We start from the raw sequence: 26,163 nt of genomic DNA, 5'->3' as shown, positions 1-26,163 counted from the left end.
GTTCGAAGACGCCTCTCATAGCCACTTTCGGAGTTTCCGCTGGACTCTGGTCGTCAACGGGACGTGATCGCCAGCGCTTCGCAGACGGAAGTCGGCGGTGCCGAACGCGGCGATCATCACGACGACCACGATTCCGACCACGACGCCGTTGACGGCCGCGATAGCGACCAGCGGATGAACGCCGTGGAGGAAAACGAGCACCGACGGCGGGAGAACGGCGAGATATCGGTACTCGCCCACGTGGCGAGTGTACTCGCCCGTCGAATATGGCGCGGTGAGTGAGACCGTCGTCTCCGCGCTCGAGCGAGTGCCGACCGTCTGCCAGCCGGGATCGATTTCGACGCCAGCGCTCTCGGCTTCGTAGACGGTGACGACCGGAACGTAACCGGCGTTGTCGGACGTCCGCGTGAGGTCGCTCGTCTCACCGGGTGCGATCACCTGCGGATCGTCGGTCGGTGATTCAGTGCTTACCAGTCCGTACTCGGTCGTTCCGGCGGGGATCACCATCGCCGCGGTCGCGAACGTCGTCAGAACGAGCAACACGAGGCCAACCGCGACCCAGAACCCGATCACGTTTTCGCGCGAGCGGCGCCTGGAGGTCTCCCGACGGGCGGGGCCGAACCCCTCGAGCAGGAAGCCAAAGCCGAGCAACGCGACGCCGGCGCCGACCAACAGCGCGCCGATGCCGTCCGAATCGGCGGCCGTCGTCAAGCCAAACACCCCGGAAACGGCGCCGACGGCCGCCAGTGCGAGTCCCTGGATACCCATGACGACCGTTCCGAGGTGGGGAATCGTGACGACCTCGCCGCCCGGCTGCCAGGCCGTCGCGACGATCTGTCCGTCCGAGACCAGCGGCTCGGGGCCGTCCTGATCGGTAAACGGGTTCGCGTCGCCAGCGGTCACGTACCCGTCGTCGGTCACCTCGACGACGCGGTGGGTCGTTAACCCGCCATCGTGGAGTTCCCTCGCGTTGTAGACGACGACGTCTCCTTCCTCGACGTCACCGGAGACCACGCTCGGAATAGCGACGAACCCGTCGCCGGCCGACATCGTCGGCTCCATGCTCCCGGTCGCGACGTAACCGAGCAAGATCGGCTGTCCCAGGAGCTGTCCGACGAGGAGAGCAACGACGATCAGCGCGATGACGATCGTTACCCCGCGCTCGAGAAGCGCTCGCGTCGTCACCTCGACCACCGGAACGCCGTCATGATCGTGTCTCGTTGTGTCGGTAGTCGGTGGGGAGTACAGCCACATAAAGCCCGGAGACCGAGAGTTCCCACCGGGATCGGCTCACACACGACTGGCGAACTCAGGCGACTCACAGCCACCGACGCCTGACGTTCGTTATCGCGAGGAACAGCCCGATCGCCGTCGGCGGGGCGAGCGCTGCCGTCACGGACGCGGGGAGTTCCCGGTTCTCGATCGGAAACACCGTCGACCCCTGGACCTCGATCGACCCGGCCGAGACGCCGTCGACCGCGAGTTCGTAGGTCCCCGGCTCGTCCGGAGTCCACTCGAAGTCGACCGTTTCCGACTCATCCGGTGCGAGTTCGATCGACTCCGTTTCGACGAGTGTCCCGTCGGCCACGAACTCGACCGTGTGTTCGCCCGATTTGTTGCCGACGTTCTCGTACGTCGCGTTCACGGTCACCGTCTCACCCGGCTCGAGCGTCGTCGGTGACGCCTCGAGGTCGGTCTGTTCGATCGCCGCCGGCTGACCCTCGTCTGTTTTACCAGTATCGTCACCAACCGGGATACCGACTGCACCGTTACCGCCACCAGGTGCGCTCCCCTCGTCGTCTTCGTCCCCGTCGCCGACACCATCGCCCTCGTAGCCGACGACGATCGTGAACGTCTCGGCTCCCTCGGGTGCGACGCGGGTATCGATCGAAACGCCGATCGAAGCCGTCGCGCCGTCGTCGAACTCGAGCGGCGAGGAGTCGGTGATCGTCGTTCGATCGTCGCTATCGTAGAAGGAAACGCCGTCGACGTCGTTCTCGACCCAGATTCGATCGACGGTGTCGAGGTTGACGCCGACGGCGAAGACGTCGTCGACCTGCGTCGCCGCCTGTCCGTTGAGCGCCTCGAGATCGAGTCGAAGTTCGCCGTCGTCGATCGAGGCGTGGGTGCTCGTCGGCTCGAGGGTGACGTCCTCGGTCGCGTGGTCCTCACCGACGCCGACCGCCGCAGTCGGGACTGCGAGTGCGAGTAGCACGCAGGCGGTTATCACGACGGTAAGCTTGGCGGGTGGCATCCGGAAACGGGTGTCCGTTTGACCTCGAGTGTTATGCAGGTCTGTAGAGAGCTGATCGAACGAATCGATTGGATCCGCGTTTCGGCCGGATTACCGAACGGGTGGCGTCGACCGATCAGTTCTCGGTCTCTTCGGCCAGAATCCGAAGGTCGTCGATGTCGTCGATATTCTCTCCATCTCCCCCGACCAGGTCGAACTCGAAGCCGACTTCAGTATTATCGCCACTGGAGATTGGGTCCTCGAGCCCAGTCAGTTCGAGGCCGATATCAGTGACTTCGTCTCCGTTCTCGTCGATGGCCTCGATGGAGACGTCGACTTCGTTCGAGCCGTTGTTGGTGATCCGGAGAATACTCTCGAACTCGGTAACCGCGTTGTCGTTCAACCCGCCCGCATTGGAGTCTTCGCCGTCGAAGTAAAACACGACTTCACCGCCTTCTTCGACCACATATGGATTGTCGTCGACGGGCTCGAGCGCCAGGAAGGCGTTACTGTCGTCGGCGACCTCGATGTTCGCCGTTCGGTCTGCCGTCACGGTACTGAACGCGCCCGTTCCGAGCGCGGCGCCGCCGCCAGCGACGATGGTTCCGAGTCCGATCAACACGTTGCGTCTGTTCATTCTCATTGGTAGTGTCCTCGTACGACCGCACTGGCAACCGTAGCACGACGTTACCCGGCGCGGTTCTTACTCGAGAGGAGGGACGCCACCCACTTTGTATTGAGCCGCCAGAACGGGCGAAAGATCGGCGATACGATCGTTCAAGTCGGGTTTGAACCGGTGATTGGGCCGATTCACGGAGCGAGAAAAGCGGCTAACCGCCGCTGAAACGGGACATTCAGCCGTTTCACCACGTCCGTTCTCAGTGGCCGTTTTTTCCACCGGATTATTGACAACTACATAACAACATATCAGTTGGCCGATTAGTTTATGTGCTGGTATCAGTTAGTTTCCGAGACAGAAAACGCATCTCAGTTCGTATGGGGGAACGATCGAACCGGGGGAAAATCTTCGATCTGTTGAGCAACCACCGACGGCGTTATGCCATCCACTACTGCAAGCGCGAGGGAGAGGCCGTCGAACTCGGCGACCTCGCGGAGCACGTCGCGGCCTGGGAACTCGACAAGGAGATCGAGGAGCTGACCTCAGCCGAGCGCAAGCGGGTCTATACGTCGTTACAGCAGACCCACTTGCCGACGCTCGCGGAGGCCGAGATGGTCGAGTTCGACGATCGGACGATCGAACTCACCGAGAAGGCCCAGGAACTCGAGGTGTACCTCGATATCGTTCCTGGCGACTCGATTCCGTGGGGGACCTACTACCTCGGGCTCGCGGCGTTCGGCTTCGTCGTCGTTGCGGGTCTCTGGCTCGAGTGGATCCCGACTGAGACCGTTCCCGAACTCGGCTGGATGACGCTCGTCCTCGGAGTGGTTGCCACGTCAGCGGTGGTTCACGTCTGGCAGAACCGACGGCACAAGCTCGGCACAACGGAGCGGCCACGATGAGCGGCGTCAAACGGATCGGTCTCGTGTTCGTCCTCGCCGGCGCAGTGATACTGCTCATCTCGAGTGGCGCGTTCAGCGTACTAGATGCCGACCGTGGCGTCGACGTCGGCGTCGCCGACGACGAGAACGCACTGTTGGGTGTCGAGACGGTCGATCCTGTCCTCGAAGGCGCGGAGTTCGACTGTACCAACTACTTTCTGTTCTGGTGTACTGATGGACACTTCGAGTACGAGGACGAACACGTGGGAACGCTGACGGACAACACTGCTGATTCCCAACTCGATCTCGACGACGAGGCGATCGTCGTCGAACAGACGGGTGGGGGCGCTGAGTCACCATCGCTGGAGTCGGTCACGCTCGAGAGCGAAGACGAGAGCGTAGCCATCCTTGGGACATTTCGTTGCTCGGCGAGGGACGTCAGTGGCGGTGCCATCAGTGGCGCCGACGCCGATCAAGTCGGCGGGAGTACGCCCATTCTCGTCGATATCGAGACGACCGATGGAACCGTGACAGTCGACCTCGAGCGAGAGGTGTCCGTTACCTGCGTCGATGAAGACGAGGAGGGGCCCGGTAACGGGGGAGACGACGATGGCGACGAAGACGACGGTGAGAACGGTAACGACGCTGACGTCGTCGTCGAAAGCGGATCGACCCACAACGAGCCGGTCGAGACGGACGGCAACGTCGCGGTCGAATCCGATGCGACCGTCAACAACGGGATCGACGCCGGTGGGGACGTAATGGTCGACGAGCGAGCGACCATTCACGGCACCCTCGAGGCCGACGGAACCGTCAGCCTCGCGGACGATGTGACGATCTCGAACGGGATCGTCGCCGGCGATGACGTGACGGTCGGTGACGGATCGATCATCCACGGTACGTTCGAATCTGATGGAACCATCACCGTCGGGAGCGGCGTGACGATAAGTAACGGGGTCACATCCGGGGACGACATCGTGATCGGCGCCGAGACGGAAGTGAGCGGTGACATCGTTTCGGGTGGATCCGTCACGATCGGCGAGGGATCTCTCGTCAACAACAACATCGAAGCGGACGGTGACGTATACATCGAAGATGACGTCACCGTCCACGGCGACGTCACCAGTGGCGGCGACGTCGTGACCGGTGAGAACGTGACGATCAACGGGGAAGTCTCTGAAGGGTAATCCACCAACACAGTTCTAGACAGCGGCGCTCGGGCCCGTTCGATAGTTCGAATCGTCCCACCGAATCCGTATCGATCGTTCGGCGAGAGTCGAGTCGGTGACGAATGAGTGGAATCGATTCGTTCGGAACCCGAACCCCTTTTGACCACCGACCACAGAGTCTTCGCTATGTCGACCGAATCGATCAGCGATCGACGCGAGCACATCCGCTCGATCAGCGTAACCGCGCTGTCGGCGCTGCTCGGCGTCGGGGCGGCACTCGGCTCCGCCGCCCTCACCGGCGATCTTGCGCCGGCGGAGGCGGCGACCGACATTCGGGCGCTGATGCTCGTCGTCGGTGCGATCCTCGTCCAGTTCGTGCTCTTTGACTTCACGAGCATCTACGGCGACGACGAGTTCGGGATCAAACACTACCTGTTCATCACGTTCATGACGTTCTCGTTCTGGTTCGTGGTGTGGGGGATCCTGCTCACCGCGGAGGCCGCCGTCTAACGATGGCCGACGACAGCATCGCCGTCGTGGACCTGGACCGGTGTCAGCCCGACCGGTGTAGCTACGAGTGTAAGAACTACTGTCCACCCAACCGGACGGGCAAGGAGTGTATCACCCTCCGCGGCGAGGAAGCCGACGAGGGCCAGCCCGAACAGATTCACATCTCAGAGGAGATCTGTCTCGGCGAAACCTGTGGCATCTGCGTCGAGAAGTGTCCGTTCGACGCCATCGAGATCATCAACCTGCCAAAGGAACTCCAGGACGATCCGGCACATCGCTACGGCGAGAACGCCTTCTCGCTGTACGGACTTCCCGCACCCCAGGAGGGAAAGGTAACCGGCATCCTCGGTCCGAACGGCATCGGGAAGACGACCGCCGTCCACATCCTCGCGGGGGAACTCGAGCCCAACCTCGGCCGCCACGACGAGGACGTCGACTGGGACGACGTACTCGAGGCCTACCGCGGAACCGAGTTACAGGACTACATCGCCGACGTCCGCGACGGCGACGTAACCGTCGCCCGAAAACCGCAGTACGTCGACCAGATACCCGCCTCCTTCGACGGCAACACGCGCGAACTGCTCGAGCGAACCGACGAACGCGACGCGCTAGACGACCTCGTCTCCCGACTCTCGATCGGGCCAGTGATGGAGCAGTCGATCGACGACCTCTCGGGCGGGGAACTCCAGCGGGTCGCCCTCGCGGCCACGCTCGCCCGCGACACGGACTTTTACTTTCTCGACGAGATCACGCCGTACCTCGACATCGGCCAGCGCGTGACGGCGGCGCGCCTGATTCGGGAACTCGCCGAGGAGGAGAATCGATCGATGCTCGTCGTCGAACACGACCTGGCGATCCTCGATTTGCTCGCCGATACGCTCCACGTCGCCTACGGTGAGCCCGGTGCCTACGGTGTCATCACGTCGCCCAAATCCGTCCGAAACGGGATCAACGAGTACCTCGCGGGTTATCTGGACAACGAGAACATGCGGATCCGTCCGAACCCGATCGAGTTCGAAGAACACGCCCCTCGATCGAGCGCCCGCGGGGATACCCTCGTCGAGTACCCCGATCTCACGAAAAGCTACGGCGACGGCGGGTTCGGTCTCGACGTCGAGGGTGGCGAAATCCGACAGAACGAGGTCCTGGGAATCGTCGGCCCCAACGGAATCGGGAAGTCCACCTTCGCGAAACTGTTGACGGGTAACCTCGAACCCGACAGTGTCTCCGGTTCGGTCGACGAAACCGACCTGGATCTCGACCTCGAGATTTCGTACAAACCTCAGTACGTCACGATCGACCAGCACATGCGCGTCGACGTCTTCCTCTCGTCGATCACCGACCAGTTCGGCTCGTCGTACTGGAACACCGAGATCGCCCAGCCTCTGCAACTGGAGCGGATCATGGAGCAGAACCTCTCGGATCTCTCCGGCGGCGAGCGCCAGCGGGTCGCCATCGCGGCCTGTCTCTCGGACTCCGCGGATCTGTACCTGCTCGACGAGCCATCCGCTCACCTCGACGTCGAACAGCGGGTGCAAGCGACGAGCGCCATCCGCCGCTACGCCGAACAGCAGGACGCGACGGTGCTCGTCATCGACCACGACATCTACATGATCGACTTACTCGCCGACCGCCTGATGGTCTTCGACGGCGAACCCGCCGCCCACGGCCGGGCCGGCACGCCACAGTCGATGCGCGAGGGCATGAACGAGTTCCTCGCGAACCTCGAGGTGACGTTCCGCCGGGACGAGCGTACCTCCCGGCCGCGGATCAACAAGCCCGACTCCCAACTCGACAAACAGCAGCAGTCGGAAGGCGAGTACTACTACGCGCCCTGAGTCCCCGCACAGATCCCTCGTCGGGAAGATTCCGCCGTCCTCGAGAGCGATCCCAACACCACCGCTAGCGCCTGCTTCCGGCGACGAACGAAAAGCCGATCAGCGCGAGTACGAGCGCCGTGAACACCGCGGCGACGATCGGGATCGAAATCGCAATGGCGCCCGTCGTCGCGACGCCGACGCCGACTGCGGCGATCAACGGACTCGCAAAAATCAATAGCATACCGAGCCCACGCGTAATCTCGCGTCCACCATCGTCGTCCTCGAGCGTCCGCCGCTCGAGCGGGTCGACCAGCCGCCACTCGGGATTGGGTTGCTCCGCTAAGTGAAACCGCCCGCCGAGCGAAGAGAGAATTGCCTCGCCGACGGCGTGTGCGGTCGTCGTCTTCCAGTCGGCGGCGTCGGCGGCGTCCTCCTCGAGATCGGTCCGCTTCAGGGGAATCCGTTCGCCGACGACGTAGCTGATCGACGTCGCGTCGTAGCCCACGTCCTCGACGATTCGGGCGAGTAGGAACTCCGTCGACCACGGAATCGGTTTCTCGAGGTGAAACTCAAGGACCTCGCCGTGGGGGAGAGTCACTTCGAGTCGAACCCGCGACTCGTCGATCGACTCGAGGTCGCTGATTCGCCCCTCGACGTATCCGTCGGGCGTCGTTTCGAGGTCGATCCGGCCCAGCTCCTCCTCGAGTCGGCGGGTCGGCGAGTCGAACTCGTCGCCGGCCCGTCCCCCGTGGCGGTCGTCTCGGTCGGCGAACGGATCGGGGTCGCGGCGCTCGCGTTCGGCGATCGGATCGGGGTCGCGGCGCTCGCGTTCGGCGATCGGATCGGGGTCGCGGCGCTCGCGTTCGGCGATCGGATCGGGGTCGCCGCGTTCGCGTTCGGCGTGAGGGCCGTATCTCCCGCGTTCGTCGTCCCCCTGGCGTTCGTCGTACTCGCGGGACCTGCCTCTCTCGCCGTGCCCGTCGCTCCCGTCGGCACCGTCGTTCTCGTCGCGTTCGATCTCGATTTCGATCTCGTCGTCGCCGGTATCAGTCATGGTTCGCCGTTCGGAGTCGCGTCGACGCGGTCGTCGACAGACGCGACCGGATACTCGCCGGTAAGCGTCGCTCACAGTAAGGTGTTGTTCTTCCGACAGCGTGACCGTCACGGGAGACGGCCGTTCGGTCGGCGCGGACGGATTGCTGTCACTGTATCCCTGCGAAACCCGATTCGGATCGTAGGTTCGGCGCTACTGACCGACAGCAGTCCGTCTCAGCCACGATCGGGGACGGCGCGGACGACGGCGAACAGCCCCTCACCGTGGCCATCCCGGACGTCCGGCTGATCTGCTGAATCGCTTTCGAGCGCGGTCGGATCCTCGAAAATGGTCTGAACCTGCCGTTCGATCGCGAACCCGGCACGCTCGAGGGCGTTCCGAAGTTCGTTCCCGGTCAGAAAGTCGGCGTCGGCGTAGAACGGGCTCTCGTCTTTGTGTCGGTGGTAGGTCCGACCGATCGGACTCGAACGGTCGAGGATCGCAACGACGAGCACCCCCTCGGGAGCGAGCAGGCGACGAATTTCGACGAGCGCGCGGTCGACGTCGTCGACGAACGAGAGGGCCGTGACGACTGTCACGAGTTCGAGCGCGTCGTCGGCGACAGGAAGCGATTCTGCGACGCCGCGGACGGGCTCGACCCCGCGGTTGCGCGCCCGCTCGAGCGGTTCCCGCGCCGGGTCTACCCCGAGGGGGACTCCCAGTGGGTCGGCAAATCGGCCCGTCCCGACGCCGACCTCGAGCGCCCGGTGCGGATCGAACTCCGGGGGGAGGGGCGTCTCGAGGGCGGCCTGTTCGGCACGATAGGCGCTCGCGTTGTCCTCGAACCACTCGTCGTATTCCTCGACGCACGTCTCGAAAGGGGAGGAGGTCATCGATCCGGAACCACGAACTCGAGCGTAAAAGAACCGGACGTAATCGGTTACCGCTCGAGCGAGGACGGGATCGAGTCGAGTCAGCTAATCAATCGCTGACAGCTCCCACAGAGGTTCTCCTCTTTGATATCGACTTCGCGAACGGTCGGCGAGAAGTTCATCACACAGCGGTTGTTGTCGCAGTGTTCGAGTCCGAACGTGTGGCCGATCTCGTGGACGATCTCCTTGCGCACCCGATTTTCGAAGATGTCGCTCGCGCTCTTGTTCGAGAAGCCGCCGTCACTCGAGGTCTGCAGGCGGTACGTCGAGACGACGCTCCCGCTTCCGTCCAGATAGGCGAGTCCGAAAACGTAGTTTCGGCGTCGGTAAAAGAGGTCGTGTGGTGTGATCGCGATGTTCTTTTCTCCGCCTCCGACGCGTTCGGCGAGTTGAATGAACGTCTCGGCCGAGTACTGGTTTCGTCCCGAGTCGTACGCGCCGTTGGGAACCGGTTGCGACTCGTTGACCGTGACGTCGCAGTCGTACACCGATCGCAGTGCCGAGGACGCCGCCCGCTTGACCTCCGCGGAGACGTTGCCGACCGGCACGATGTCGACGAGCATGGCAAAGCCTATGACCGCGGACGCTATAAACGTCCCGCCGTGTGCGACTCTCGCCGTCAGTTCGATCCAATAATCGATTACCTTCGCGAGTACGACCGCCTCGTCGAAGTGGGAATCGGCCGTCGAACCGAACTGGCGGCGGCGCTCGCGAAAGACGGGATTTCCGTGGTCGCAACCGACGTCTACCACCGCGACGTCCCCGAGGGCGTCCGGTTCGTCCGCGACGATATCGTCGATCCCGATCCGTCGGTCTACGCCGATGCGGAGGCAGTCTACGCACGGAACCTGCCGCCCGAATTGCACCGACCGACGCTCGAGGTCGCTCGAGGTGCCGACGCCGACTTGCTCTTTACGACGCTCGGCGGCGATCAGCCGGCGATTCCGGTCGAGCGCAAGACCGTCGAATCGGGGACACTGTACGTCGCCCGCGACGGAAAGAGCTAACAGCGCCGGCGACGTTCCCGAGTGACGAGACGTGAGTCCGCTCCTCGAGGCCCTCCCGACCGTACTCGTGGCCGTTTTCGTCGTGGCGGTGGTTGCACTCGCCATCGTCGGTATCGGCACAATCGTCTGGTTCGCATCCCACGTGTTCTCCATCCCCGGCGTGATCGTCCACGAGTTCGCCCACGCCACTGCCTGCCGACTCGTCGGGGTACGAGTGCTCGAGGTCGTCTACTTTCGCTTCGGCGATCCGGCGGGCTACGTACGCCACGAGCAGCCACAGCAATACCGCGAGGCGTTCGCCGTGAGCGTTGCGCCGTTTCTGGTCAATACGCTCGTCGCGTTCGCCGCGTTTCTGGGAGTTGCCACACTCGTCGTCGCCGGTGATATCGCGTCGATTGATGACGTGCGAACGAGTCCGGGAGAACGCCTCGCGGCGCTTGCACTCTTGACGTGGCTCGGGCTCTCCGTCGGAACGTACGCCTTTCCGAGCACCGGCGATGCAAACGTACTCTGGACGCGTTCGCGCCTCGAGTGGCGACGGTCGCCGCTCGTTTTGCTCGGGCTACCCGTCGTCGCCGTGATCTATCTCGCGAATCTCCTTTCGTGGCTGTGGGCGGACGTACTCTACGCGCTCGGATTGCTCGCACTCGCGTTCGCACTCCTCGGGAACCCTGTCGGCGTCTGATACGGATTCCTGTACCGGTGTCCCGGCGGTGAGTCGAACCGTGTGAGACGAGTCTCGGTGGAGGAGTGCAGCGAGTCCACCGTTGCAACCGCGACCTGGGCGGCGGTTGCGCCAAAAATGATGGGGGGTAAACCGTATGAGCGGTTCCGATGTGCCGATCGATCAGCACCCGTAAAACGAGCAACAGGCCCGTGTCGAGTCCCAGTCCCGCACCGAAACGCCACGCCTGAAATCGACCGCCTTTATCCCTATCGACCCGTTCGAGTAGGTATGCACGCAGACGCCGTCGTCCTCGACATCGATGGAGTGCTCGTCGACGTCGCCAACTCCTACCGCCGGGCGATTCTCGAGTCGATCGAGCACGTCCACGACCGCACGATCCGCCGTGAAGACATCCAGCAGTTCAAGGACGCGGGCGGGTTCAACAACGACTGGGAACTCACCTACGCCGCCGCTCTCTACGTCCTCGCGACCGGCGAGGGGTACGACGAGTCGATCGAGGCCTACACCGACGGAATCGCCGCCGAGGGCGGCGGCCTCGAGGCCGCCGAAATCGTCGTCCGCGATCGGATCGGTGCGCGAGCCACCCAGCGCGTGACGGAGCGGTGGGACCGCGAGCGTCTGCGCGACGTCTTCCAGCAACTCTACCTCGGCGCGGAGCTCTATCGCGGACTCGAGGGCGACGAACCGGACCTCGAAACGCGCGGGTTCATCCACGACGAGCCGGTGATCCTCGAGGCCGAAACTCGAGAAACGCTCCTCGAACGCTACGACGTCGGCGTTCTGACCGGCAGACCGGAAGCCGAAGCCGAAATCGCCCTCGAACGCGTCGGACTCGACGGAGACGTTCCCGCCGAGCACCGCTTTACCATGGACGACTGGGCGGAGGGCAAACCCCATCCGAAGGCGCTCGTGACGCTGGCCGAACGCTTCGACGCCGAAACCGTCGTCTTCGTCGGCGACACGGTAGACGACGTTCGGACGGCGGCAAACGCCGCGGACGCGGACGCCGAGAGAACGTACCACGGCGTCGGCGTCCTGACCGGTGGACTCACCGGCGAGGAGGGGCGACGCAAGTACGACGAGGAGGGCGCGGCGGCCGTCCTCGAGTCGATCAACGAATTAGCCGATCGCCTCCAGCGCTAATCGAGTCTCGAGGCCGGATACGGACCGGTTCAGCGGGCTCGAGGTGCTATTGCCTGCACCCTCGCCCAGCCGTTTTTTGCGGGCGGACGCCGTAGCGTGGGAGTGTTCCGATGTCAGAGTTCAGCCGCCGCGACGACCTTCCCGGCAAACAGACGTCCGTCTGGCTCGAGACGACGCTCGAGGGAGACGGGGCGATCGAACGCGAGTCCGACGAACGTGAGGGAGGCGATTTCCGGGACGCGGCGGGTCTCCTCGAGGGAGACCGACCGGTCGACGTCGCGATCGTCGGTGCGGGGATCGCCGGACTCTCGACGGCGATCGAACTCCGCGAACGAGGGCAGACGGTGGTCGTCCTCGAACGGGATCGCGTCGCGACGGGCGTCACCGGGAAGTCGACGGCGAAGCTGACCAGCCAGCACGGGTTGATCTACGATCACCTCCGACGCGAGTTCGGCCGGCGGCGGGCGAGTCAGTACGCGACGACCCAGGAGGCGGCGATCGATACCGTCGAGCGACGGATCGACGACCTCGAGATCGACTGCGGGTTCGAACGTCACCCCTCCTACCTCTACGGCGACGAACCGGACGAGATGGAACGCGAAGCCGAGGCGGCGCGAGCGGCCGGCCTCCCCGCGACGTACGTGACGTCGGTGCCGCCGTTCGAGCGCGCCCAGGCCGGCGTCCGGTTCGACGATCAGGCGTGGTTTCACCCCCGAAAGTATCTCCTCGGGGTCGCCGCCGAACTCGAGGCCGACGAAGGAGCCACAGTCCTCGAGAAAACTCGCGTAACGGACGTGACGCCGGGGTCGCCGCCGCGTGTTCGGCTCGAAAGCGAGTCAGGACGCGAGAGCGAACCGACGCGTTCGACGCGGCTCTCGGCTCGACGTGTCGTCCTCGCGACCGGCTTCCCGATCCTCGATCGGGCGGGGTACTTCGCTCGAATGTACCCCAAGCGCTCGTACGTGCTGGGTCTGCGACTCGACGGACAGCCACCGGAGGGAATGTACTATCGGACGGGGGAGAACTACCGCTCCGTCCGAACGCATCGCGACGAGGACGGCGAACTCCTGCTGGTCGGCGGCGAGAACCACAAGACCGGACAGGGCGGCCCGACGACCGAGCGCTACCGGCGACTCCTTCGGTGGGCCCGGGAGCGATTTTCCGTCCGGTCGGTCGACTACCGGTGGTCGACTCAGGACTACAAGCCGGCGGATCGGGTTCCACTGATCGGCCGCGCCGCGCCGGCGACCGAGAACGTGTTCGTCGCGACCGGCTTTCGCGGCTGGGGGATGACCAACGGCGTGGCCGCCGGACGCCTGCTTGCCGATCTCCTCGTGGGCGAACGGCCGGCCGAACGCGACCTGTTCGATCCGCTTCGGTTTACCCCCAAGGCGTCGTTCGGAACGACGGTTACCGAGAACGCCGACGTCGCAAGCGAGTTCACGACCGACTGGCTTCAGACGCTTCTCACACCCGATCGGTCCGCACTCGAGCCGGGGGAGGGAACGATCGTTCGCCGTCGCGGGAAACCGATCGCCTGTGCCCGCGACGCCGACGGCGACCTCCACGCGACGTCGGCAGTCTGTACGCATATGTACTGTTTGCTCGAGTGGAACGACGCGGAGTGTAGCTGGGACTGCCCGTGTCACGGCTCGCGATTCGGTCCCGACGGAGAGCGACTCGAAGGACCGGCGACAGAGGATCTTCCCTCGAGAGAGCCGCCGATGGAGTAGTCCACAGCGCTGTTGGGCCGACCGTATTTCACCGACATCTATTTGTTTGCATGAATGAATAGCGATAGTAGTACGGTGTCAACGCCCGTGACGAAGACGATCAGAACCCTCCGTACGACCGCGGGATCGATGCTCACCGAGATCGCCGCGGCGATCGGAACGTTCGTTGGATTGGTCTGGCTGACCGCCAACGTCGTCCTCGCGGGCGTCCAGGGAACCGATCTATCGCCTGCAACCGCCGGTGTTCCGGAGGAACTCGTCTGGCTGGGCATTCTCGGGGTCGCCTCCCTCGGGACGATCTGGCTCGAACGCGACGGCTATCGTCTGATTCGTGCAGATCCGAACGGCGGCGGTAACTTCGCTTGGCTATCCGTCTGCTATCTCCCGTTTACCTTTCTGCCCGTGGGATACGCGCTGGCGCTTCTCTTCGAGATCCCCGCCGTCTTCGTCAACCTCTATCTCGTCGCGTGCGTTCTACTCGGCGGCTGGCTGGCGTTTTACGGCGGCCTCGAACGGCTCGATCTCGAGATTTCGTCGTTCGCGTGGACGTTTCTCGTCGTCTTCGGCGCGGCCCTCGTGTTGTTTACAGCCGAGACGGTGGTCTCGCCCGTCGGCCTCCTCGATTGGCTGGCCGGCACGTGGTTGCTCGCCGACACGACCCTCGCGGTGTTCGCCCTCCTCGGACAGGGAGTCGTTCTCTTCGCGGGGTTCGGTACAGTTCGTCACGAGTCGGTTCCATCCGCCTCACGCCAGTAACCCACGGATCGGCCGACGTCGTTCGATCGGGACCGGGTGGCAGGTCCCGGTCGAGCATTGAATAGCTCGTCCGTAGAACGGACGCGTATGACCGAACCGACACTCGCCGACGTCGAACGAAGTCTCGACCGCGCGACGGAACTCGAGGCGGCAGAAGCCGTCGCGGTGTTACGGACGGCGCGCGCCGATCTGCGCGACCTGGGAACCGATTCCGAGGTCGACGAGGATCGGCGCCAGGCGCTCGAGGATCGTCTGAGCCAGCGCATACGGGAGGTGAAAAACCGAGACGCCTACGATAGCGGCCTCGGCTCGGCGATGAATCCCGACGAGGACGAAGCGCCCTAACGTGATCGGTATCGCGGCCGGGAAGCCGGCGAGATCGGCCGGCCTCCCCCCCATTTATTCGACTCCCGTCCGGAGAGGCGACCATGAGAATCGCACTACTGGGCGGTACCGGCGACATCGGCGAAGGCCTCGCGCTCCGATTCGCGCGCGACACTGACCACGAGATCCTGATCGGCTCTCGAGACCCGGAGAAAGCGCGCGACGCGGTCGAGAGCTACGAGGCGGAACTCGACGAACGCGGCCACGAGTCGACGATAAAGGGGTTCGCCAACGAGATGGCGACCGACAGAGCGGACGTCGTGATCCTCTCGGTTCCGCCGTACTACGCCGGCGACACCGTCGAAGCGATCGAAGAGGTCCTCGGCGAGGAGACGATTCTGGTCACCCCCGCCGTCGGCATGAAAGGCGACGAGGACGGGATGCACTACCATCCGCCGGGCGTCGGAAGCGTCAGCGAACTCGTCGCCCAGCGAGCACCTGATGGCGTCCCGGTCGTCGGCGCCTACCACAACCTCGCGGCGGGCAAACTCGCCGAGCTCGACGTCGAGTTCGACCTCGACACCCTGATCGTCGGCGACGACGCCGACGCCAACGAGACGGTCCGGACGCTCACGAACGAGATCGAGGGACTACGCGCACTCGAGGCCGGGCCGCTTTCGAACGCCGCCGAGGTCGAAAGCGTCACGCCGCTCGTGATCAACATCGCCAAATACAACGACGAGATGCACGACGTCGGCGTGAAGTGGATCTAGTAGCCACTGAAAGTCAATGTACACCTGATCGCACGACGGCTGTGCGATCAGTGTGTAAATCGTTTCAGTTGTTACTATAGTTAGAGACGCTGGTCGAGCCAGTCGGCGAACCGCTCGCTTCGCGTCATCTCGTCGGGATCTGGCTCGAGCGTCACCGGATCGGTCGTCCAGACGTCGACCAGCGCGGCGAGCTGGACCTGCTGTTGGCGTTTGATGAGGTAGACGAACGTCGCACCGGGAAGCCACCCCAGCAGGACGTGGAGGATCCACGGCCACCCCCAGTCGACGTATTCGAGTGCACGGACGGATCGAAGATCGTACCAGACGGCAAACGGGGCGGCCAGCAACCCGATCAGCAGGAGCCAGTCGCCGATCGGATGGAAGAGGAGGACGGCTACGCTCAGTAACTGGAATCCGAACACGACACCGACCACCCGACCGCTCGAGGGGTTTCGTCGCGAAACACAGCGGTTGAACCCCGATTGCGAGATGCCGAGTGACGAACGCATCTTGTTCACACGGACGATTCGATAGACGAGCGTGCCGAGCTGTGCGATGACGAACGGAATGGCACACAGGAGATACGACGTCGAATCGAACGGCGACTCGAGACCGTACTCCTCGAAGCGATCCCGGCTTCGCGAGAGATCGAGCGCCATCGCTCCGCCGAGAACGACGAGCGAGAGTGGAGCCAGCCAGAAGAAGGGGATCATTACGACCTCCGCGACGGTCAGAAGCGTTCGTGGACGCAGGTCGGCGGTCGACGTCGGTTGGTTCGACGGGCCGCCTCGAGGATCGGTCTCGCCGGTTTCGTTTTCGTCCCCGGTGGACGACAACTGTGTGTCCTCCCCCCATCGACGTCCAGCTTCTTCGCCGTGGTTTGGCCCCATCTGCGGCATACACGCTGTGTACTACCGCCACACAGTAATCTACTGGTGTTACTAGTCTGAATTTATACGCGGCGAACGGGCGACGGTTCGAACCCGATACCGCCTCCTGGATCGTTCGGGTGAGTCGTCGGCCAAACGGGTTTCAACCGGAGAAATTTCCTCGGCGGGTCGACTCTACGCGCCGGCGGACTCGAGGGCGTCCTCCAGATCCTCTCGCTGGGTGACACCGACGAACCGCTCGACGATGCCGTCGTCGTTCTCGATAACGAGCGTCGGCAGCGAGCGGACCTGGTACTCGTTTGCGACGTCCTGTTGTTCGTCGACGTTTACCTTTTCGACTTCGAATCGGCCGTCCCAGTCGTCTTCGAGCTCCTCGAGGATGGGGTCTTGCGTCTTACAGGGGCCACACCAGTCGGCGTAGAAGTCCTTGAGCGTGACAGTCATACGGTTCATCGACAGTTGCCGCGCGCCGCGCATAAGGGTTTCCCACCTGCGCGAACGGCGTGACGAGCCCCACGAGCGAGATGCCGACACCGGTAGCCGCTCGCGCAACTCCGTCGAAAGCTTTAGTTCGCCGCGCCTAGAATAGCCATCCATGGACAAAGGACAGAACACCGGTGGGCTGATGTCCAGTGCCGGACTCGTCCGGTACTTCGACGCAGAGGACTCGAACGCGATTCTCATCAACCCGAAGACGGTCATCGCGACCGGCATCATGATCGGCGTGCTCGTACAGTTGCTGACGTTCGTCTCCTGATCCCACCGTTTTTTCGATCCCGTATCTGCCGGCTCGAGTGACGACGCCGTCGTGACGCGGCCTTTTTGAGACCCCCCTCCCTAGCCCGTCGTATGCCACTCGTTGCAGGCGTCGTCGCGGTCCAGGGCGACGTCGAAGAACACGCCGACGCTATCGAACGCGCGGCTCGGACCCGCGGCCGCGAGGTCGTCGTCCGTGAGATTCGCGAGTCGGGGATCGTCCCGGAGTGTGATCTGCTCGCGATGCCTGGTGGTGAGTCGACCACGATCTCTCGACTGCTTCACAGCGAGGGAATCGCCCCCGAAATCGTCGCCCACGTCGAGGCGGGAAAGCCACTGCTCGCGACGTGTGCCGGACTGATCGTCGCCTCGAGCGACGCGGGAGACGACCGCGTCGACGAACTCGAGTTGGTCGGGGTCTCCGTCGAACGAAACGCCTTCGGTCGACAGAAAGACAGCTTCGAGGCCCCACTGTCGGTGGACGGACTCGCCGACGACGAGCCGTATCCTGCGGTGTTCATCCGTGCGCCGGCCATCGAGGACGTCGGCGACGCCGAGGTACTCGCTTCGTGGGATGGGCGCCCGGTCGCGGTCCGAGATGGCCCCGTCGTCGGCACCTCGTTTCACCCAGAGTTGACTCCCGACAGCCGAATTCACGGGTTGACGTTTTTCGAGAACGAAGCGGCGTCGGCCCCGGCGTCCGACGATCCTGGACAGTAAGCCCGTTACCGCGAATCGCGGCCACGAGACATTCACGGGCAAAATTAACTCCATTCTGAAATACCGTACCTTTAATACGGGCCACGTCGAGGTGTCATCCATGCCAGCGATCGACGTCTCCGAAACCATGGCCCGCAAGCTCGACGATCTCTCGAGTAACGATGACACCGAAGAGGTCCTGTGGAAAGCGATGTACCTCTACGAGCGCTCCGAGTTCCCTGCGGAGTAGCCACTTGCCCACCGGCGGCGAGCCACCGCGAACGTAACGAGATCCGTTTTCACCCGGTCGTTCGAACGATTCGAGCACCGCGGCCGCAAGTTCGAGTTAGCCTCAGACGGTCTGCTGTTCGTCGCTTTCGGTGAATCTACAGGGCGGTTCGCGCTCGCACCAGGACATCGGGACAGCAGTCCGTGGGACATCGGGACAGCAGTCCGTGGGACATCGGGACAGCAAACCGTATCACTCGTAGTCGGGGAGCCGATCGGAGCGGTCCGATCCCTCGACGAACGGGAGCGCCGTCCTGACGGCCGGCACCTCCTCGCCGTCGACGCGGACCGAGAGGCGCTCGCTCTCGAGATCGTAGGCGACCACCGCGAGCGCGATCGGCGTCTCGAGCAGTTCGCTTACCCCCGCTCGCGTGACCTCGCCGACGCTCGAGTCGCCGTCGAAGACGGCCGCACCCGCCGTCGGGATCGGTGGTGCAGACGAACCGTTTTCGGCGTTATCAGCCTCGAGTGTCGCGTCGTCCTCGAGCGTAAGCCCGACGAGTCGCTTGCTCGGGCGACCGCGATTCTCGACGCGGGAGACGACCTCCTGGCCCACGTAACAGCCCTTCTCGAAGTCGAGTGCGGTTCGAAGCCCGAGTACGTTCGGAATCCGACCCTCGAGTTCGGTCGCAAACAGTGGCGAGCCGGCCTCGAGCGCGAGGCTCTCGAGGGTACGGTAGCCGAAGGGCGCGGCGTTCAGCCCCTGATTCAAGAGGACGTCGTAGACTGCTTCGGCGTCGTCGACGCCACAGATCACTTCGTAGCTCTCCTCGCCGGTGAGCGCGTCCGTTCGGACGACCGTGACTCCGGCGTCGCCCATCGTGCCGCGAACGAACGAGAGTCGTTCGTCGGGAGACGCGGCGCCGTTCAGGACGCTCGCAACCTTCTCCGTCGCCTTAGGTCCGTGGATCCCGAAGATCGCGTACTCGTCGGTGGCGACCCGGATCTCGACGTCCTGGATGAACACCTTCCCGGACCAGTCCTCGGCGAGCGGTTCGGCCGTCTCGGGCGGGACGAACAACAGGAGTCGCTCGCCGGCGTTGTAGACGTAGAGTTCGACCTCGATCCTGCCCTGGGGGTCCAACACGAGCGCGTAACAGCCCTGGCCGTCCTCGGCCGGGACACGGTTGGAGACCACGTTGTCGACGTACTCGAGGCGGTCGTCGCCCTCGACGACGATCACGCCGTAGACGGCTTCGATGAGGCCGACGCCGTTTCGAACCGCGCGGTGTGCTCGGTCGGGTCGGCCGAAGTGCTCGACGATTTTCCGTCCGCCGCGCTCGCCGAAGGTCGCCCCGTGGTCCGCGTGGACGGACTCGATAACGGTCATATCTACCCGAAGGTGCGTGAGCCTCTCAGGGGTTTCGATTCGGTCACTCGAGTGACGGCGACGAACGTGCCCGCACCTGTCCTGGGGTCGTGTGGTCCGCGCGTTCAGGGGTACGTCTGCGCGTTCAGGGGTACGTCCGCGAGTCGCGTGTGCTGAGGGACGATCCATGCCGCCGGTGAACGCTTCGGGGACAGATCCTCTCGGCCTCAGAACGGAAATCGCTCGCGAATCCACTCCCCGATCGTCTGCTCGTCGTCGACGTCGATCGGTTCGTCTGGAACGACGCGTTCGTCCGGTTTGATAACCGTCTCGCTCCCCTCGGAGTCGACGACGATCAGGCCGTCGGTCTTGAGCGTCGAGAGCGCCTCCTCTAAGTCGTCGATCTCGGCTTCGACGGCCGCTCGAAGCTCGAAGACGGTCATCCCGTCGTCCGCGCGGTCGACGAGGGCATCGAGTACCGCCACCTCGGTCCCCGCACGGTCTCGGTACTCCCGCTTGACTCTCATCCAATGCAGTATTCGACCACCCGGGATTTGACGTTTGTCGTTCCATGACAACGTCTCCGAATGTTCGGGCCTCCCGACTGACGTTCGATCTTCGGCTGGCGCTCACCGATCACTCGAGACGGTCTGCTGTCCGTCATTTTCGGCACAAACGCCGCCCGAGTCGGTTCGAACGCATCACTCTCGTGTCCAGCGTAGCCGGACGTGTCAGCCTGGCGTCCGACGTAGCCGGTACGTTTTTTATGCCCTCGATCGGTACGATTGGACAATGGTCCTGCGATGTTCGCTGCTCGGGCACGCCTACGGTGAGCCGGAAGTCCAACGCGAGCGCGAAGAACGGGGCAGCGAGGTCGTCGTCACCGTTCAGGAGTTCGAGGAGTGTGCCCGTTGTGGCGAACGCAATGTCATCAGTGAAAATACCGAGGTGAAGAGTCTCGTCACCGACTCGGACGATCGGTCACGACCCGACGACTCCGAGCCAGAATCGACTACACAACGACCCGACCCGGACGCCGAGGTCGCGGCAACCGCAGACGAGGAACCGGACGTGGCCGAAACGGCGGCCACCCCCGACGAATCGGACACCGACGCCGTCATCGTCGACGCCGAACCCACCGAGGAGGAGCCGGCCGACGCCGATCCGGTATCCGCCTCGAGTGACGACGGGGGTGCGGAGTCGGACGATCTCGACGTCCCGACCGACGAGAGCGGCGAGCCGATCACGGACGACGGCGAGATTCTCGACGGAGAGACGGACGGTCGGCCGGCCGACGACCGCGAGCGCGGCGAGTGGCCGGAGTCTGACGACGTCGGCCCGCCGGTCGAAGCCGACGACTCGTCGTCCTGGCCCGACCGAGAGGGCGACGACTCTCCGTCAGCGACCGACGGCGAAGACGACGCGATCGAAGACGACGCGATCGTCCTCGAACACGACGAGTCGACGGTCGGCACCTCGAGTGGCGCCGAGGCGATCGCGACGGAGTCGGAGATTCTCGATGCCGCCGCCGGCGTCGAGACGGATCCGGACACCGACTCCGGCTCGGGAATCGAGCGGGCCGAACCCGCCCCCAAGCCGGGCGAGATGCCCGACCGTCGATCCGAGGACGTTCCGACGGAGTTCTACTGTCCACGGTGTGACTACGTCGACACCGACGACCGCGGCTCGTTGCGCGCCGGCGACATCTGCCCCGAGTGTCGAAAGGGATATCTCGGGGAACGGCCCCTGTAGTAGTCCGCTGTTCTCGTTTCTGCCTCGAGCGGTCGTGGTTCGATTCGTTCGTCTCGAAGTGTGTAGGGAACGTAACCCGATTCGTTCGTGACTCGAATGTATCGGGAAACGAGACGACGGAGACGGATACCGGGCGCCCGACTGCCGCCCTCCTGTTGGCCATCCAAAACATCGGGTATGAAAAGAGGTAAACACCCCGCCGTGTATCTCCAATCCATGAAGGAGTACAAGATGCGTCGCGGTGAATATCTCGAGGAGCGAATCCCCGACATGGAGTCGACGATCGAGGACTACTTCGGCCCCATCACCACCACCCAGGATTTCAAGGGATCCGACCTTTACGTCATCGGGGAACCCGACAACCCCGTCTTCGAGAAGATCATCGTCGGCGCGGTCGAGTACTCCGGCAAGAAGGACAAACTCGCCGTCGAGTTCCACGAACGCGACCCAACGGAGCTCGGACCGGACGAACTCGAGGCCGCCGGAGACGCCGTCGACGCGAAAAACGACTTTCTGCTCGAGGCGACCGGCCGTGACGCTAAATCGCGACGGGACTCGATGAAGCGAAAGGTCGAAGACGATCCGGATCACGAGTTTTAGGCCGTTCGTTCGTCCTCCGGCGATTCCTGGTTTCGACGCGAGAGCGGAGCGTGAATCGTTCCAGACCGGACGGTGCATAATCGTTCCAGACAATCGTTCCAGGTGGTTCTGGGACAGAGACGAACACGCTCGTGAGATACTCCCGCTAAACTATATGATTCCGTGAACGTATTCGGTTAGACCGGACGATTGTTCGGCCAGTTCGGTAGGGGAGGTAAAATAGACGAGATAGCAACCCACTTTAACCCGCATTACGAACGGTCCGAATATGACCCAGTACGTTATCATCGGTGACGGGATCTCGGGCAGTTCTGCTGCCGAGACCCTCCGGGAGGAAGCTCCGGATTCGGAGATTACCGTCATCACCGATGAGGGGGAGCCACTGTACAATCGAATTCTCATCAAGGAACACGCGAAAGGGAAACTCCCCGAGGCGCCGATCTCGATTCACGACGAGGAGTGGTACGACGAGCGCGACATCGAGCTCTCGCTCAACACGCACGTAACGTCCGTCGACACCGACGAGAAAGTCGTCCGCATCCACCAGGGCGAGGACGTTCCGTACGACAAACTGCTGGTCGCAACCGGCGGAACCCCGACCCAGCTTCCGGTCGAGAACAGCGATGCCGACGGTATCCATCACTTCTGGACGTTCCAGGACGCACGGCGAATCCGTGAGAGCGCCGAAGCCGGCGAGGATGCCGTCGTCGTCGGAGCCGGGCTCCTCGGGATCGACTTCGCGGCCGTCTGTGGCGCACAGGGCGTCTCCGGCAAGTACCTCATGCGCGGCGATCGCTGGTGGCGCTACGCACTCTCGGCCGACGGCGCCGAGATCATGCACCAGGGAATGCGCGACGTCGGCGTCGAACCGGTCTTCGACAGCGGCGTCGGCCAGTTCGAAACCGACGACGACGGTCACGTGACGGCCGCGATCGACCCGAACGGCGACCGGTACGAGTGCGACTGGGCCGGCGTCGCCATCGGACTGACGTTCAACACCGAGTTCCTCCGCGGTGCGGGCCTGGAAGAGGACAACGGGATCGTCGTCGACGAGTACATGCGGACGAACGTCGAGGACGTGTACGCGGCCGGCGACATCACGCGATTTTACGACGTTTTACTGGGCGAACAGGCCCAGAACGGCTCGTGGGGGTCGGCAAAAGAGCAGGGCCGCGTCGCGGCGATCAACATGGCCGCCGACGACGAAGCCGAGGTCTTCGAGTGGGTCTCTTCGTACTCGATCACCCACTTCGATTTCCCGTTTCTCTCCTTCGGACACCCGACGCTCGGCGACGAACACGCCGAACGTCGCTACAGCGACACCGAGTGGCGACGCGTGGCGTTCAAAGACGGCAAGATCGTCGGCGGCGTCCTGATCGGCGACCTCTCGCCACAGAGTAAGTTCAAACAGCTGATGCGCGAACAGCGCGTCGTCGCCGACCAGGCCGACGCCCTTATGAAGAAATCCGTCGACCTCGACGACCTGGCGCCCGCCCAGAGCCAGGAACAGTAACGGTCGTTGCGGACGATTTCGTATTTTCACTCGAGCGGTTCGTAGACACTCGCGATCGGCGACTGCCTCGCCGGTATCCAACCTGCGCGGGCTCCGCCGTCGATCCGAATTTCGTCTGGATCCGCAATCGCTTCCGATCCCGTCGAGTTCACTCGCGAACGAACTCGAGGAAACGGGCCTGCGATTGCAACGTTCGGTTCGAAAGGCGTGGCCGGAATACGTCTTCGGGATTCGGTCACAATGAGTACGAAAACGCCGAGTGAGGCCGATATCCTCAGGCCGTTTCAGCAGACGTCGACGAAGTATTACGCGCTGGCGGCCGTCGCGGGGCTCGCGTTCGCGTTGTTTTTGCTTGGCTGGTTCTACCAGCTCTACGAAGGGATGGTCGTCACCGCGCTCTCCGATTGGGGGACCGGCGGCGGCGTCACGTGGGGGGTCTACATCGGCGCGTTCATCTGGTGGGTCGGAATCGCTCACGGCGGCATCATCCTGTCGGCGGCCGTGCGCCTGCTCGGGATGGACCGGTACATGCCGGTCGCCAGACTCGCCGAACTGTTGACGATCGCCGGACTCTCGGCGGCCGGCTTCTACATCGTCGTTCACCTCGGGCGGCCCGATCGGATGGTCACGAGCATCATCGGCCACTATCACATCACCATCCACGGTTCGCCGCTGGTGTGGGACGTGACGGTCATCACCGCGTACTTCGTGCTGACGGCGACGTATCTCATGCTGACGTTGCGCTACGACGTCAGTCGCCTTCGAGGCGACCTCCCGGATCACTTCGGACCGATCTACTCGCTTCTGACGGTCGGTTACTCCGAACGGGAAGACGAGGTCGTCCAACGGATGGTCTGGTGGCTCGCACTGGCGATCATCATCATGGCACCGCTGTTGCTCCACGGGGGCGTGATTCCGTGGCTGTTCGCGTTGCTCCCGACCTACCCCCGCTGGTTTGGTGGCGTGCAGGGCCCGCAGTTCCTGACGATCGCGTTGACGTCGGCGATCAGCGGCGTCATCCTCCTCTCGTACGGCTTTCGCCGGGCGTACAACTGGGATCACATCCTCACCGACGACATCTTCCGAGGACTGACGCTGTGGCTCGGCTTTTTCAGCCTGCTGTTTCTCTGGCTCCAGTTACAGCAGGTCACCGCCGGCACGTTCTTCCCGCCGGTCGACATGGAGTACGCCTGGGCGGCGACCCTCGAGCACCCGATCTACATCGTCTCGATGGCGCTGGTCGCGATCGTCCTCGCCTACATCTTCGCCCAGACGATCCGACCCTCGCTGTTCGCGAAACGCCGCGCCGTCGTGGCCGGAATCGCGATCCTCATGGCGACGCTACTCGAGAAGATTCTCTTCGTCGTCGAGGGGCTGATGTATCCGACCTTCGAGATCTACGGCGCAACGCCCGGCGTCTACTTCCCGAGTCTGATCGAAATCGCCTCGGTCACCGGCACGATCGGAATGGTGGTGTTGTTCTTTTTGCTCGTCTCCAAAGTCATCCCCGTCGTCGAACTCCACGCGATCGAACACCTCCAGGAACACCCCGACGAGGAACACTGATTGTATCGGCCAGTGACGCGATTTACGCCCACCGCAAACAATGTGATTCTCTCACTGTTCAAAGATAGAGACGCCGACCCTTCTGAGATGGGACTGGATACCGAAATCCGAACTCGGCGCTAAATCACTCGAGTGATGCCGGGATCGCCGTCGCGATCGATCGGAGCCACGCCTCGCGGTCGTCGGCTTCGAGTGCGGCCGACGCCGCGCCGGTCGCGTCGACTCCGAGGTCGAACGCCCGCTCGACGTCCGCGGCGGTCCGGATTCCGCCCCCGACGAACACTGCGGTTTCGGGACGGACGGATTCGACGAGTTCGACGACCGCCTCGATCCGGCCGGGATCACTCCGGATCGTCGCGTCGTCCGCGGCGACGTCCGCCGGCCGTTCGAACAGCAGGCAGTCCGCCTCGAGTGCGAGTGCGGCCCGCGCAGTCTTGCGATCGGTCACGCAGACGATCGACTCGAGGCCTAGCTCCGAACACCGGTCGACCGTGCGCGCGAGGGCGGTAAACGGCGTCGGATTCTCCGGGTGGTTTACGAAGATTCCGTCCGCCCCCGCCGCGGCGACCGCCTCGCAGGTTATCGCACCCGTCTCGCTCGTCGCGGCCGGTGTCGCCGACTGTGCGACGATCGGGAGCGAGGCGTGCTCGGCGAGCAGTCGCACGTCGGAGTGGTGGGGCGAAACGACAAACTGGCGGCCGGTGTCAGCGCTGACGCGGTCGATCGTCTCCGCAAACGCGAGACCGTCCCGTCCGACGGCCGACCCGGCCGTTTTGAAGTTGATCAAAAAGTGGGGATATTCGAGGCCCATCTCACTTCGAATATCCTTCCTGGAGGAACGTTCCCTCGGTCTCGTAGATCGAGACGAGTTCCTCGATGTACTCCTCGTGCGTCTCGTCTTCCTCCGGGTGGCCGTCGAGGCGTTCCTCAAGGTCGTCGCTGATCTCTCGGGTGTAGCTCATGGTCGTGGTGATCCGACGCCTACCGCTCGTATCGTGGAGTATCTCGGGATCGAGCCCGAGGTACTCGCCCTGGGTTATGTGTAGATGACCCGACTCATATAGTCAGGGGTCGTCAGCGGGAATCGTCTCGGGCCACCGTCGCTGTCCGAAGACGGCCGATTTACGAGAATCGAGCACGAGCCTAGCCCGAAAGATAAATTATCGGAC

General features: G+C 63.6%; 30 protein-coding genes. 18 read left to right on the top strand and 12 right to left on the bottom strand.

From position 1 onward, the window contains the following. Positions 1–15 precede the first annotated feature (15 nt). The 3 genes from AB7C87_RS07025 to AB7C87_RS07015 form a co-directional block, all read right to left on the bottom strand. Complete coding sequence (locus AB7C87_RS07025; protein WP_369728718.1) at positions 16–1,185, bottom strand: signal peptidase I; 1,170 nt, start codon at positions 1,183–1,185, stop codon at positions 16–18. 133 nt (positions 1,186–1,318) lie between these two features. Beyond that, positions 1,319–2,254, bottom strand: coding sequence for a CARDB domain-containing protein (locus AB7C87_RS07020; RefSeq protein WP_369728717.1), 936 nt, complete (start codon positions 2,252–2,254; stop codon positions 1,319–1,321). A 115-nt stretch (positions 2,255–2,369) separates the two neighbouring features. Then, positions 2,370–2,876, bottom strand: coding sequence for a hypothetical protein (locus tag AB7C87_RS07015; RefSeq protein ID WP_369728716.1), 507 nt, complete (start codon positions 2,874–2,876; stop codon positions 2,370–2,372). Between the two features lie 353 nt (positions 2,877–3,229). Here AB7C87_RS07015 and AB7C87_RS07010 point away from each other — a divergent pair, with 353 nt between their 5' ends. The 4 genes from AB7C87_RS07010 to AB7C87_RS06995 all read left to right on the top strand — a co-directional run bounded on the left by AB7C87_RS07010 (position 3,230) and on the right by AB7C87_RS06995 (position 7,250). Further along, entirely contained in the window at positions 3,230–3,754 is a 525-nt protein-coding gene (locus AB7C87_RS07010) for a DUF7344 domain-containing protein (RefSeq protein WP_369728715.1), read from the top strand. Continuing rightward, the gene (locus tag AB7C87_RS07005) at positions 3,751–4,920 is read left to right on the top strand and encodes a hypothetical protein (RefSeq protein ID WP_369728714.1); all 1,170 of its coding nucleotides are present in this window, start codon (positions 3,751–3,753) and stop codon (positions 4,918–4,920) included. Before AB7C87_RS07010 ends, AB7C87_RS07005 begins: the two co-directional genes overlap by 4 nt. A gap of 168 nt (positions 4,921–5,088) precedes the next feature. After that, positions 5,089–5,412 carry an EMC6-like membrane protein gene (locus AB7C87_RS07000; protein ID WP_369728713.1) on the top strand — a complete coding sequence of 108 codons (324 nt, stop codon included), beginning with the start codon at positions 5,089–5,091 and terminating at the stop codon, positions 5,410–5,412. Between the two features lie 2 nt (positions 5,413–5,414). Continuing rightward, on the top strand, positions 5,415–7,250 hold the full coding sequence (locus AB7C87_RS06995; RefSeq protein ID WP_369728712.1) for a ribosome biogenesis/translation initiation ATPase RLI: 1,836 nt from the start codon (positions 5,415–5,417) through the stop codon (positions 7,248–7,250). A gap of 64 nt (positions 7,251–7,314) precedes the next feature. On the opposite strand, the gene AB7C87_RS06990 is transcribed toward AB7C87_RS06995, so the two are convergent. The 3 genes from AB7C87_RS06990 to AB7C87_RS06980 form a co-directional block, all read right to left on the bottom strand. Beyond that, positions 7,315–8,286 carry a hypothetical protein gene (locus AB7C87_RS06990; protein WP_369728711.1) on the bottom strand — a complete coding sequence of 324 codons (972 nt, stop codon included), beginning with the start codon at positions 8,284–8,286 and terminating at the stop codon, positions 7,315–7,317. A 215-nt stretch (positions 8,287–8,501) separates the two neighbouring features. Next, a complete protein-coding gene (locus AB7C87_RS06985) occupies positions 8,502–9,158 on the bottom strand; it encodes a class I SAM-dependent methyltransferase (RefSeq protein WP_369728710.1) in 657 nt (218 codons plus the stop codon). Between the two features lie 80 nt (positions 9,159–9,238). After that, positions 9,239–9,760: an archaemetzincin family Zn-dependent metalloprotease gene (locus AB7C87_RS06980; protein WP_369728709.1), complete on the bottom strand. Its 522-nt coding sequence runs from the start codon at positions 9,758–9,760 to the stop codon at positions 9,239–9,241. A 39-nt stretch (positions 9,761–9,799) separates the two neighbouring features. Between AB7C87_RS06980 and AB7C87_RS06975 the strand changes: the two genes are divergently transcribed. The 7 genes from AB7C87_RS06975 (at position 9,800) to npdG (ending at position 15,621) form a co-directional block, all read left to right on the top strand. Then, positions 9,800–10,204 carry a UPF0146 family protein gene (locus AB7C87_RS06975; RefSeq protein WP_369728708.1) on the top strand — a complete coding sequence of 135 codons (405 nt, stop codon included), beginning with the start codon at positions 9,800–9,802 and terminating at the stop codon, positions 10,202–10,204. A 31-nt stretch (positions 10,205–10,235) separates the two neighbouring features. After that, positions 10,236–10,889, top strand: coding sequence for a DUF3267 domain-containing protein (locus AB7C87_RS06970; RefSeq protein ID WP_369728707.1), 654 nt, complete (start codon positions 10,236–10,238; stop codon positions 10,887–10,889). Between the two features lie 270 nt (positions 10,890–11,159). After that, on the top strand, positions 11,160–12,035 hold the full coding sequence (locus AB7C87_RS06965; protein WP_369728706.1) for a TIGR01548 family HAD-type hydrolase: 876 nt from the start codon (positions 11,160–11,162) through the stop codon (positions 12,033–12,035). Positions 12,036–12,145: 110 nt separating this feature from the next. Further along, a complete protein-coding gene (locus tag AB7C87_RS06960; protein ID WP_369728705.1) occupies positions 12,146–13,768 on the top strand; it encodes an FAD-dependent oxidoreductase in 1,623 nt (540 codons plus the stop codon). 54 nt (positions 13,769–13,822) lie between these two features. Beyond that, on the top strand, positions 13,823–14,524 hold the full coding sequence (locus tag AB7C87_RS06955) for a hypothetical protein (RefSeq protein WP_369728704.1): 702 nt from the start codon (positions 13,823–13,825) through the stop codon (positions 14,522–14,524). 87 nt (positions 14,525–14,611) lie between these two features. Continuing rightward, the gene (locus tag AB7C87_RS06950) at positions 14,612–14,869 is read left to right on the top strand and encodes a hypothetical protein (RefSeq protein ID WP_369728703.1); all 258 of its coding nucleotides are present in this window, start codon (positions 14,612–14,614) and stop codon (positions 14,867–14,869) included. A gap of 83 nt (positions 14,870–14,952) precedes the next feature. Next, positions 14,953–15,621 (top strand): NADPH-dependent F420 reductase, encoded by a 669-nt coding sequence (gene npdG, locus AB7C87_RS06945; protein ID WP_369728702.1) that lies wholly within the window; start codon positions 14,953–14,955, stop codon positions 15,619–15,621. 80 nt (positions 15,622–15,701) lie between these two features. On the opposite strand, the gene AB7C87_RS06940 is transcribed toward npdG, so the two are convergent. Together AB7C87_RS06940 and AB7C87_RS06935 are read right to left on the bottom strand one after the other, a co-directional pair. Then, positions 15,702–16,511 (bottom strand): hypothetical protein, encoded by an 810-nt coding sequence (locus AB7C87_RS06940; RefSeq protein ID WP_369728701.1) that lies wholly within the window; start codon positions 16,509–16,511, stop codon positions 15,702–15,704. Positions 16,512–16,685: 174 nt separating this feature from the next. Further along, on the bottom strand, positions 16,686–16,988 hold the full coding sequence (locus AB7C87_RS06935; RefSeq protein WP_369728700.1) for a thioredoxin family protein: 303 nt from the start codon (positions 16,986–16,988) through the stop codon (positions 16,686–16,688). A 118-nt stretch (positions 16,989–17,106) separates the two neighbouring features. Between AB7C87_RS06935 and AB7C87_RS06930 the strand changes: the two genes are divergently transcribed. The 3 genes from AB7C87_RS06930 to AB7C87_RS06920 all read left to right on the top strand — a co-directional run bounded on the left by AB7C87_RS06930 (position 17,107) and on the right by AB7C87_RS06920 (position 18,216). Further along, positions 17,107–17,268, top strand: coding sequence for a preprotein translocase subunit Sec61beta (locus tag AB7C87_RS06930; protein WP_369728699.1), 162 nt, complete (start codon positions 17,107–17,109; stop codon positions 17,266–17,268). Between the two features lie 92 nt (positions 17,269–17,360). After that, positions 17,361–17,987, top strand: coding sequence for a pyridoxal 5'-phosphate synthase glutaminase subunit PdxT (gene pdxT, locus AB7C87_RS06925; RefSeq protein WP_369728698.1), 627 nt, complete (start codon positions 17,361–17,363; stop codon positions 17,985–17,987). A gap of 100 nt (positions 17,988–18,087) precedes the next feature. After that, positions 18,088–18,216 (top strand): hypothetical protein, encoded by a 129-nt coding sequence (locus AB7C87_RS06920; protein ID WP_369728697.1) that lies wholly within the window; start codon positions 18,088–18,090, stop codon positions 18,214–18,216. Positions 18,217–18,447: 231 nt separating this feature from the next. On the opposite strand, the gene ygfZ is transcribed toward AB7C87_RS06920, so the two are convergent. Both ygfZ and AB7C87_RS06910 read right to left on the bottom strand, forming a co-directional pair. Then, positions 18,448–19,584 (bottom strand): CAF17-like 4Fe-4S cluster assembly/insertion protein YgfZ, encoded by a 1,137-nt coding sequence (ygfZ, locus tag AB7C87_RS06915; protein WP_369728696.1) that lies wholly within the window; start codon positions 19,582–19,584, stop codon positions 18,448–18,450. A gap of 206 nt (positions 19,585–19,790) precedes the next feature. Further along, entirely contained in the window at positions 19,791–20,090 is a 300-nt protein-coding gene (locus tag AB7C87_RS06910; RefSeq protein ID WP_369728695.1) for a DUF6432 family protein, read from the bottom strand. Between the two features lie 265 nt (positions 20,091–20,355). Here AB7C87_RS06910 and AB7C87_RS06905 point away from each other — a divergent pair, with 265 nt between their 5' ends. From AB7C87_RS06905 to nrfD, 4 genes are all read left to right on the top strand, one after another. Then, on the top strand, positions 20,356–21,315 hold the full coding sequence (locus AB7C87_RS06905; protein WP_369728694.1) for a DUF7093 family protein: 960 nt from the start codon (positions 20,356–20,358) through the stop codon (positions 21,313–21,315). Between the two features lie 216 nt (positions 21,316–21,531). Continuing rightward, positions 21,532–21,915, top strand: a complete 384-nt coding sequence (locus AB7C87_RS06900; RefSeq protein WP_369728693.1) for a DUF5611 family protein — start codon at positions 21,532–21,534, stop codon at positions 21,913–21,915. A gap of 268 nt (positions 21,916–22,183) precedes the next feature. After that, a complete protein-coding gene (locus AB7C87_RS06895; protein ID WP_369728692.1) occupies positions 22,184–23,428 on the top strand; it encodes an NAD(P)/FAD-dependent oxidoreductase in 1,245 nt (414 codons plus the stop codon). 240 nt (positions 23,429–23,668) lie between these two features. Beyond that, a complete protein-coding gene (gene nrfD, locus AB7C87_RS06890; protein ID WP_369728691.1) occupies positions 23,669–24,994 on the top strand; it encodes an NrfD/PsrC family molybdoenzyme membrane anchor subunit in 1,326 nt (441 codons plus the stop codon). A gap of 124 nt (positions 24,995–25,118) precedes the next feature. On the opposite strand, the gene AB7C87_RS06885 is transcribed toward nrfD, so the two are convergent. Together AB7C87_RS06885 and AB7C87_RS06880 are read right to left on the bottom strand one after the other, a co-directional pair. Beyond that, positions 25,119–25,805 carry a triose-phosphate isomerase gene (locus tag AB7C87_RS06885; RefSeq protein ID WP_369728690.1) on the bottom strand — a complete coding sequence of 229 codons (687 nt, stop codon included), beginning with the start codon at positions 25,803–25,805 and terminating at the stop codon, positions 25,119–25,121. Position 25,806: 1 nt separating this feature from the next. Then, a complete protein-coding gene (locus tag AB7C87_RS06880) occupies positions 25,807–25,956 on the bottom strand; it encodes a DUF7557 family protein (RefSeq protein WP_369728689.1) in 150 nt (49 codons plus the stop codon). Positions 25,957–26,163: the final 207 nt, after the last annotated feature.

Source organism: Natrarchaeobius versutus (assembly GCF_041205745.1).
GTDB classification, from domain to species: Archaea; Halobacteriota; Halobacteria; order Halobacteriales; family Natrialbaceae; genus Natrarchaeobius; species Natrarchaeobius versutus.
Note: the sequence above shows the minus strand (reverse complement) of the source record. Positions and strands in the feature narration are given on the sequence as shown.

What these genes read in the sequence shown, in the direction of transcription:
- AB7C87_RS06905 (WP_369728694.1), top strand. Translation starts at nt 20,356, where the DNA reads ATGGTCCTGCGATGTTCGCTGCTCGGGCACGCCTACGGTGAGCCGGAA.
- AB7C87_RS07000 (WP_369728713.1), top strand. Translation starts at nt 5,089, where the DNA reads ATGTCGACCGAATCGATCAGCGATCGACGCGAGCACATCCGCTCGATC.
- AB7C87_RS06880 (WP_369728689.1), bottom strand. Translation starts at nt 25,956, where the DNA reads ATGAGCTACACCCGAGAGATCAGCGACGACCTTGAGGAACGCCTCGAC.
- AB7C87_RS06985 (WP_369728710.1), bottom strand. Translation starts at nt 9,158, where the DNA reads ATGACCTCCTCCCCTTTCGAGACGTGCGTCGAGGAATACGACGAGTGG.
- AB7C87_RS06940 (WP_369728701.1), bottom strand. Translation starts at nt 16,511, where the DNA reads ATGGGGCCAAACCACGGCGAAGAAGCTGGACGTCGATGGGGGGAGGAC.
- AB7C87_RS06885 (WP_369728690.1), bottom strand. Translation starts at nt 25,805, where the DNA reads ATGGGCCTCGAATATCCCCACTTTTTGATCAACTTCAAAACGGCCGGG.
- AB7C87_RS06960 (WP_369728705.1), top strand. Translation starts at nt 12,146, where the DNA reads ATGTCAGAGTTCAGCCGCCGCGACGACCTTCCCGGCAAACAGACGTCC.
- AB7C87_RS07015 (WP_369728716.1), bottom strand. Translation starts at nt 2,876, where the DNA reads ATGAGAATGAACAGACGCAACGTGTTGATCGGACTCGGAACCATCGTC.
- AB7C87_RS06995 (WP_369728712.1), top strand. Translation starts at nt 5,415, where the DNA reads ATGGCCGACGACAGCATCGCCGTCGTGGACCTGGACCGGTGTCAGCCC.
- nrfD (WP_369728691.1), top strand. Translation starts at nt 23,669, where the DNA reads ATGAGTACGAAAACGCCGAGTGAGGCCGATATCCTCAGGCCGTTTCAG.
- AB7C87_RS06920 (WP_369728697.1), top strand. Translation starts at nt 18,088, where the DNA reads ATGCCAGCGATCGACGTCTCCGAAACCATGGCCCGCAAGCTCGACGAT.
- AB7C87_RS06910 (WP_369728695.1), bottom strand. Translation starts at nt 20,090, where the DNA reads ATGAGAGTCAAGCGGGAGTACCGAGACCGTGCGGGGACCGAGGTGGCG.
- pdxT (WP_369728698.1), top strand. Translation starts at nt 17,361, where the DNA reads ATGCCACTCGTTGCAGGCGTCGTCGCGGTCCAGGGCGACGTCGAAGAA.
- AB7C87_RS06950 (WP_369728703.1), top strand. Translation starts at nt 14,612, where the DNA reads ATGACCGAACCGACACTCGCCGACGTCGAACGAAGTCTCGACCGCGCG.
- AB7C87_RS06965 (WP_369728706.1), top strand. Translation starts at nt 11,160, where the DNA reads ATGCACGCAGACGCCGTCGTCCTCGACATCGATGGAGTGCTCGTCGAC.
- AB7C87_RS06930 (WP_369728699.1), top strand. Translation starts at nt 17,107, where the DNA reads ATGGACAAAGGACAGAACACCGGTGGGCTGATGTCCAGTGCCGGACTC.
- AB7C87_RS06990 (WP_369728711.1), bottom strand. Translation starts at nt 8,286, where the DNA reads ATGACTGATACCGGCGACGACGAGATCGAAATCGAGATCGAACGCGAC.
- npdG (WP_369728702.1), top strand. Translation starts at nt 14,953, where the DNA reads ATGAGAATCGCACTACTGGGCGGTACCGGCGACATCGGCGAAGGCCTC.
- AB7C87_RS07010 (WP_369728715.1), top strand. Translation starts at nt 3,230, where the DNA reads ATGGGGGAACGATCGAACCGGGGGAAAATCTTCGATCTGTTGAGCAAC.
- ygfZ (WP_369728696.1), bottom strand. Translation starts at nt 19,584, where the DNA reads ATGACCGTTATCGAGTCCGTCCACGCGGACCACGGGGCGACCTTCGGC.
- AB7C87_RS06900 (WP_369728693.1), top strand. Translation starts at nt 21,532, where the DNA reads ATGAAGGAGTACAAGATGCGTCGCGGTGAATATCTCGAGGAGCGAATC.
- AB7C87_RS07005 (WP_369728714.1), top strand. Translation starts at nt 3,751, where the DNA reads ATGAGCGGCGTCAAACGGATCGGTCTCGTGTTCGTCCTCGCCGGCGCA.
- AB7C87_RS06895 (WP_369728692.1), top strand. Translation starts at nt 22,184, where the DNA reads ATGACCCAGTACGTTATCATCGGTGACGGGATCTCGGGCAGTTCTGCT.
- AB7C87_RS06980 (WP_369728709.1), bottom strand. Translation starts at nt 9,760, where the DNA reads ATGCTCGTCGACATCGTGCCGGTCGGCAACGTCTCCGCGGAGGTCAAG.
- AB7C87_RS06935 (WP_369728700.1), bottom strand. Translation starts at nt 16,988, where the DNA reads ATGCGCGGCGCGCGGCAACTGTCGATGAACCGTATGACTGTCACGCTC.
- AB7C87_RS06955 (WP_369728704.1), top strand. Translation starts at nt 13,823, where the DNA reads ATGAATAGCGATAGTAGTACGGTGTCAACGCCCGTGACGAAGACGATC.
- AB7C87_RS07020 (WP_369728717.1), bottom strand. Translation starts at nt 2,254, where the DNA reads ATGCCACCCGCCAAGCTTACCGTCGTGATAACCGCCTGCGTGCTACTC.